The sequence below is a fragment of the Pseudomonas sp. R25(2017) genome (assembly GCF_002112565.1).
GTDB lineage: Bacteria > Pseudomonadota > Gammaproteobacteria > Pseudomonadales > Pseudomonadaceae > Aquipseudomonas > Aquipseudomonas ekonensis.
In genome coordinates, this window is sequence record NZ_NEHZ01000037.1 from 1 (window position 1) to 7,040 (window position 7,040).

Below are 7,040 nucleotides of genomic sequence, written 5' to 3' on the forward strand. Positions count from 1 at the left end.
AACGACCCGGGCACCGGGGTGATGCGTCACGCCGATGCCGGTTACCAGATTGCGATCGACTGCGCCAAAGAGCAGGGCCTGAACCTGCCGATGATCACTGGCGGCAAGTAACGCAAATCCCTGTGGGAGCTGGCTTGCCAGCGATTGCGGCGGCACTGCTGGAATTGATGTTTAAAGTGCCTACGTCATCGCTGGCAAGCCAGCTCCCACAGGAATCGAGTAAGCCCGACAGAACAATTAAAACAATCCACAGAGGTTGAATCATGGCAGGCAACACCGATCGTGCAGGCAACAAACCGTTGATCGAAAGGCGTTCGATCGACTACATCCCGGAAGCGGAAAGACACGGTCGTCTGTTCAGTCAGTTCACCCTGTGGATGGGTGCCAACCTGCAAATCACCGCGATTGTCACCGGGGCCCTGGCCGTGGTGCTGGGCGGCGATGTGTTCTGGTCTTTGATCGGTCTGCTGATCGGTCAACTGCTGGGCGGCGGGGTGATGGCGCTGCACGCGGCGCAAGGGCCCAAGCTCGGCCTGCCGCAGATGATTTCCAGCCGGGTGCAGTTCGGCGTCTACGGCGCGGCGATTCCGATCGTGCTGGTGTGCCTGATGTACCTCGGCTTCACCGCCACCGGGACGGTGTTGTCCGGTCAGGCGCTGGGCCAGTTGTTCGGGGTCAGCGACACCGTCGGCATCCTCCTTTTCGCCAGCGTCATCGTCGTGGTCACGGTGCTCGGCTATCGGGTGATTCACTGGATCGGCCGCATCGCCAGCGCCATTGGCGTGATCGCTTTCGTTTATCTGTTCAGCCGTCTAATGAGTCAGGTGGACGTCGGCGCGCTTCTTGAAATCCGCCACTTCAGCTGGAGCAGTTTCCTGCTGGCGGTGTCGCTCGCGGCCTCCTGGCAGATCGCTTTCGGCCCGTACGTGGCGGACTACTCGCGCTACCTGCCGAGCAAGGTGTCTTCGGTGAAGACCTTCTTCGCCGCCGGTGCAGGTTCGGTGATCGGCGCGCAGGTGGCGATGATCCTCGGTGTGTTCGCGGCCGCTTCGGCCAACGGGCAATTCGCCGGTCATGAAGTCGCCTACATCGTCGGTCTGGGCGGAACCGGTGCCACCGCCGCGCTGCTGTACTTCAGCATCGCGTTCGGCAAGGTCACCATCTCCACGCTGAACTCCTACGGCAGCTTCATGTGCATCGCGACCATCATCAGCGGCTTCCGTGGCCACCTGACGGTCACCCGCATGCAGCGCCTGGTGTTCGTGCTGGTGATCGTCGGCGCCGCGACCCTGATCGCGCTGCTCGGCCAGCATTCGTTCCTGGGGGCGTTCAAGTCGTTCATCCTGTTCCTGCTGGCGTTCTTCACGCCCTGGAGCGCCATCAACCTGGTGGACTACTACTGCATCACCCGCGAGCGCTACGACGTGCCGGCGCTGGCCGATCCGAACGGCCGCTACGGCCGCTGGAACGTGCTGGGCATCAGCGTCTATGTGTTCGGTGTGCTGGTGCAGCTGCCGTTCATCTCGACCAAGTTCTACACCGGCCCGCTGGTGGCCGCCCTGGGCGATGTGGACATTTCCTGGATCATCGGCCTGGTGCTTCCCGCCGGCCTCTACTATGTGTGTGCCAAGAAGTGGCACGGTGCAGTGCCCGATCGCCTGATTCTGCCCGTCGAGCAGAACAGCGCCGTACAACCTAAAACAAGCGGGGCCGGTCGCGCTGCGGCGCAGGCCTGATTTGGACGTGGACAGGGCTGGATGCCTCTTGACTGCCGTAAGCCAATTCATGATTAGGAGCGTCACAACAATGAAATCGAACAAGACCCTGCTGACCACTCTGCTTTCCATGGGCCTTCTGGCCAGCGCCGGCGCCACCCAGGCCGCCGGCTGGTGCGAATCCGGCAAACCGGTGAAGTTCGCCGGCCTGAACTGGGAAAGCGGCATGCTGCTGACCGACGTGCTGCAAGTGGTGCTGGAGAAAGGCTACGACTGCAAGACCGACAGCCTGCCGGGCAACTCCATCACCATGGAGAACGCCCTGAGCAGCAACGATATCCAGATCTTCGCCGAGGAGTGGGTCGGCCGCAGCGAGGTCTGGAACAAGGCCGAGAAGGCCGGCAAGGTCGTCGGCGTCGGCGCCCCTGTGGTGGGCGCCATCGAAGGCTGGTACGTGCCGCGCTACGTGATCGAGGGCGACGCCAAGCGCAAGCTCGAAGCCAAGGCGCCGGACCTCAAGCACATCGCTGACCTTGGCAAGTACTCGGCGATCTTCAAGGACGCCGAAGAACCGTCCAAGGGCCGCTTCTACAACTGCCCCGCCGGCTGGACCTGCGAGCTGGACAACACCGAGATGCTCAAGAGCTACGGCCTGGAGAGCAGCTACACCAACTTCCGCCCGGGCACCGGTCCCGCGCTGGATGCGGCGGTGCTGTCGAGCTACAAGCGCGGCGAGCCGATCCTGTTCTACTACTGGTCGCCGACCCCGCTGATGGGCCAGATCGACGCGGTGAAGCTGGAAGAGAAGGCCGGCGTCGACAAGAGCGTGACCATCAAGGTCGGCCTGTCCAAGACCTTCCACGACGAGGCGCCGGAGCTGGTGTCCGTGCTGGAGAAGGTCAACCTGCCGATCGACCTGCTGAACCAGAACCTGGGCCGCATGGCGAAGGAGCGCATCGAGTCGCCGAAGCTGGCGAAAATCTTCCTCAAGGAACATCCTGAAGTCTGGCACGCGTGGGTCAGTGAAGACGCTGCCAAGAAAATCGACGCGGCGCTGTAGGTCGAATTCCTCCCGGCCAACCGAGAGGCTGGCCGGGGTGTTCGCCGCAATCGCTTGACTGAGTTTTCTGATTGAGAGCCGCTTATGTTTCCCGAAAGCTTTACCTTTTCCATCGCCGACTGGGTCAACGGTTGGGTCGACAAACTGGTCACCAACTACGGCGACGTGTTCCGCCACATCTCCGACACCCTGCTCTGGGCCATCGTCAACCTTGAGGGCCTGCTGCGCGCCGTGCCGTGGTGGCTGATGCTGGCCATCGTCGCCGGCATCGCCTGGCACGCCACCCGCAAGGTGGTCACCACCGGCGTGATCGTCGGCCTGCTGTTCCTGGTCGGTGCCGTCGGCCTGTGGGACAAGCTCATGCAGACCCTGGCGCTGATGCTGGTGGCGACGCTGATCTCGGTGCTGATCGGCGTGCCGCTGGGGATCCTCTCGGCGCGCAGCGACCGTCTGCGCTCGGTGCTGATGCCGCTGCTCGACATCATGCAGACCATGCCCAGCTTCGTGTACCTGATCCCGGTGCTGATGCTGTTCGGCCTGGGCAAGGTGCCGGCGATCTTCGCCACCGTGATCTACGCCGCGCCGCCGCTGATCCGCCTGACCGACCTTGGCATCCGCCAGGTCGACGGCGAAGTGATGGAGGCGATCAACGCCTTCGGCGCCAACCGCTGGCAGCAACTGTTCGGCGTGCAGCTGCCGCTGGCCCTGCCGAGCATCATGGCCGGGATCAACCAGACCACGATGATGGCCCTGTCGATGGTGGTGATCGCCTCGATGATCGGCGCCCGCGGCCTTGGCGAAGACGTGCTGGTGGGCATCCAGACCCTCAACGTCGGACGCGGCCTCGAAGCCGGTCTGGCCATCGTGATTCTCGCTGTGGTCATCGACCGCATTACCCAGGCCTACGGTCGTGCGCGGCATGAGGTGAGCAAATGAGCAACGCAACCGTGAGCAAGATCGAAGTCAAGAACGTCTTCAAGATTTTCGGCAACCGCGCCAAGGATGCGCTGGCCATGGTCGGCCAGGGCAAGACCAAGGAGCAGGTGCTCAACGAGACCGGTTGCGTGGTCGGGGTCAACGACTTGTCCCTGAGCATCGGCACCGGCGAGATCTTCGTGATCATGGGCCTGTCCGGCTCCGGCAAGTCGACCCTGGTGCGCCACTTCAACCGCCTGATCGACCCCACCAGCGGCGCGATCCTGGTGGACGGCGTGGACATCCTGCAGTACGACATGGACGCCTTGCGCGAATTTCGCCGGCACAAGATCAGCATGGTGTTCCAGAGCTTCGGCCTGCTGCCGCACAAGAGCGTGCTGGACAACGTCGCCTACGGCCTGAAGGTGCGCGGCGAAAGCAAGCAGCTGTGCACCGAGCGCGCGCTGCACTGGATCAACACCGTGGGCCTCAAGGGCTACGAAAACAAATACCCGCACCAGCTCTCCGGCGGCATGCGCCAGCGCGTCGGCCTGGCCCGGGCGTTGGCGGCGGACACCGACATCATCCTGATGGACGAGGCGTTCAGCGCCCTCGATCCGCTGATCCGCGCCGAGATGCAGGACCAGTTGCTGGAGCTGCAGAAGACCCTGCACAAGACCATCGTGTTCATCACCCACGACCTCGACGAGGCCGTGCGCATCGGCAACCGCATCGCGATCCTCAAGGACGGCCGCCTGATCCAGGTCGGCACGCCGAAGGAAATCCTGCACTCGCCGGCGGACGAATACGTGGACCGCTTCGTGCAGCGGCGGGCGGCGGTGGTCTGATCTGAATTTTGCGGTGGTCTGACGGGCCCCGTCGCCGGCAAGCCAGCTCCCACAGGGATCGTGTGATCACTGAGATACCTGTGGGAGCTGGCTTGCCAGCGATGAGGCCAGTAGCGCTGCATCCCTATCAAGGTTGAGGTTTTAGATGTCCCAGGCTGAAAAAATCGTTATCGCCGACGCCCCGATGCGTTGGCAGGATGTGGTCGCCGTGGCCCGTCACGGTGCGCCGCTCGAGTTGTCGGCCAGCGCCTGGGCACGCATCGAGAACGCCCAGGCCATCGTCCAGCGCATCGTCGAAAGCGGCGAACGCGCCTATGGCGTGAACACTGGCCTCGGTGCGCTGTGCAACGTGTCGCTCAAGGACGAACAGCTCAGCCAGCTGTCGCGCAACACCCTGCTCAGCCATGCCTGCGGCGTCGGCCCGGTGCTGGCCGACGAGCAGACGCGGGCGATCCTGTGCGCGGCCATCCGCAACTTCAGCCAGGGCAAGTCCGGCGTGCACCGCCGGGTGGTCGAGGCGCTGCTGGCGCTGCTCAACCGCGGCATCACCCCGCAGGTGCCGTCCCAGGGCTCGGTGGGCTACCTGACCCACATGGCCCACATCGGCATCGCGCTGCTGGGCGTGGGCAACGTCAGCTACCGCGGGCAGATCGTCGCCGCGCAGCAGGCGCTGGCCGAAGAGGGCCTGCAGCCGGTGCAGTTGGGGGCGAAGGACGGGCTGTGCCTGGTCAACGGCACGCCGTGCATGACCGGCCTGAGCTGCCTGGCCATCGCCGACGCCACGCGTCTGGTGCAATGGGCCGACGTGATCGGCGCCATGAGCTTCGAGGCCCAGCGCGGCCAGATCGCCGCGTTCGACGCCGAGATCATCGCGCTCAAGCCGCACCCCGGCATGCAGCAGGTGGGCGTCAACCTGCGGGCGCTGCTCGACGGCAGCGAGGTGATCGCGTCGAGCAAGGGCATCCGCACCCAGGACGCCTTGAGCATCCGTTCGATTCCCCAGGTGCACGGCGCGGCGCGCGACCAGTTGGCGCACGCGGTCCGCCAGGTGGAGACCGAACTCAACGGCTGCACCGACAACCCGTTGCTGCTGGGCACGCCGGACGATTTCCGGGTGATGTCCCAGGCCAACCCGCACGGGCAGTCGGTGGCGCTGGCGGCGGACCTGCTGGCCATCGCCATGGCCGAGGTCGGCTCGATCGCCGAGCGGCGCCTGGATCGTCTGGTCAACCCGCACGTCAGCGGCCTGCCGGCGTTTCTGGTGGCCAACCCTGGGGTGAACTCCGGGATGATGATCGTGCAGTACGTCGCCGCGTCGCTGTGCGCGGAGAACCGCCAGTTGGCGCAACCGGCGGTGCTCGACAACTATGTGACCTCGGGCCTTCAGGAAGACCACCTGAGCATGGGCACCAACGCCGCGCTCAAGCTGCACCGCGCACTGGAGAACTGCACGCAGATCCTCGCCATCGAATACCTGCTGGCGGCCCAGGCCTTCGAGTTCCTGAAAGAACAGCGCTTCGGTGTCGGCACCGGCAAGGCTTGGCGGTTGCTGCGCGAGCACGTGCCGGCCTACGACCAGGATCGTTGGCTGGCGCCGGACATTGCCCGTGCGGCCGGTGTCCTGAAAGCCCCGGAACTGTTGCGCAAGGCCTTGCCCGACGTGAACTGATTCCCCCGCAAACCAGCGTGCCAAGGCGCCAGCCCGCCCACAAGGCGGGAAGCGACGGACAACGGAACTCTCCGGAGCGTCTGGTGAATGAACAAGAACCTCTCAAAAGGAGCACAAGCATGACCGCGCTGAACCTGATTCCCGGCCAACTGACCCTGGCCCAACTGCGTGACGTCTACCAGAGCCCCGTCACGCTGACCCTCGACGACAGCGCCTCGGCGCCGATCGACGCCAGCGTCGCCTGCGTCGAGCGGATCATCGCCGAGAACCGTACCGCCTACGGCATCAACACCGGTTTCGGCCTGCTGGCCTCGACCCGCATCGCCAGCGCCGATCTTGAGAACCTCCAGCGTTCCCTGGTGCTGTCCCACGCCGCCGGCGTCGGCGAGCCGGTCAGCGACGCGCTGTGCCGCCTGATCATGGTGCTCAAGGTCAACAGCCTGAGCCGTGGCTTCTCCGGTATCCGCCGGCAGGTGATCGACGCGCTGATCGCGCTGGTCAACGCCGAGGTCTACCCGCACATCCCGCTCAAGGGCTCGGTCGGCGCCTCCGGCGACCTCGCGCCGCTGGCGCACATGTCGCTGGTGCTGCTGGGCGAGGGCAAGGCGCGCCACAAGGGCGAATGGCTGCCGGCCGTCGAGGCGCTGAAGGTCGCCGGCCTCAAGCCGCTGACCCTGGCGGCGAAGGAGGGCCTGGCGCTGCTCAACGGCACCCAGGTGTCCACCGCGTTCGCCTTGCGCGGGCTGTTCGAGGGCGAGGACCTGTTCGCCGGCGCGCTGGCCGTGGGCGGCCTGACCGTCGAGGCGGTGCTCGGCTCGCGTTCGCCGTTCGAC

Annotated in this window: 7 protein-coding genes; all 7 read left to right on the plus strand. The window is 65.1% G+C overall.

Going from position 1 to position 7,040, the window contains the following annotated elements:
• The coding region (locus CAG31_RS28825; RefSeq protein ID WP_256575613.1) for a hypothetical protein at window positions 1-111 on the plus strand (111 nt) is incomplete at its 5' end.
• A 152-nt stretch (window positions 112-263) separates the two neighbouring features.
• A complete protein-coding gene (locus tag CAG31_RS27850) occupies window positions 264-1,736 on the plus strand; it encodes a cytosine permease (protein WP_085586960.1) in 1,473 nt (490 codons plus the stop codon).
• 70 nt (window positions 1,737-1,806) lie between these two features.
• The gene (locus CAG31_RS27855; protein ID WP_085586961.1) at window positions 1,807-2,775 is read left to right on the plus strand and encodes an ABC transporter substrate-binding protein; all 969 of its coding nucleotides are present in this window, start codon (window positions 1,807-1,809) and stop codon (window positions 2,773-2,775) included.
• 84 nt (window positions 2,776-2,859) lie between these two features.
• A complete protein-coding gene (locus CAG31_RS27860) occupies window positions 2,860-3,711 on the plus strand; it encodes a proline/glycine betaine ABC transporter permease (protein ID WP_085586962.1) in 852 nt (283 codons plus the stop codon).
• A complete protein-coding gene (locus CAG31_RS27865) occupies window positions 3,708-4,538 on the plus strand; it encodes a glycine betaine/L-proline ABC transporter ATP-binding protein (RefSeq protein ID WP_085586963.1) in 831 nt (276 codons plus the stop codon). Before CAG31_RS27860 ends, CAG31_RS27865 begins: the two co-directional genes overlap by 4 nt.
• Window positions 4,539-4,683: 145 nt before the next feature.
• A complete protein-coding gene (gene hutH / locus CAG31_RS27870; protein ID WP_085586964.1) occupies window positions 4,684-6,207 on the plus strand; it encodes a histidine ammonia-lyase in 1,524 nt (507 codons plus the stop codon).
• Window positions 6,208-6,326: 119 nt separating this feature from the next.
• Window positions 6,327-7,040, plus strand: a 714-nt coding sequence (locus CAG31_RS27875) for an aromatic amino acid lyase (RefSeq protein ID WP_176244812.1), incomplete at its 3' end; no start/stop codon positions are given.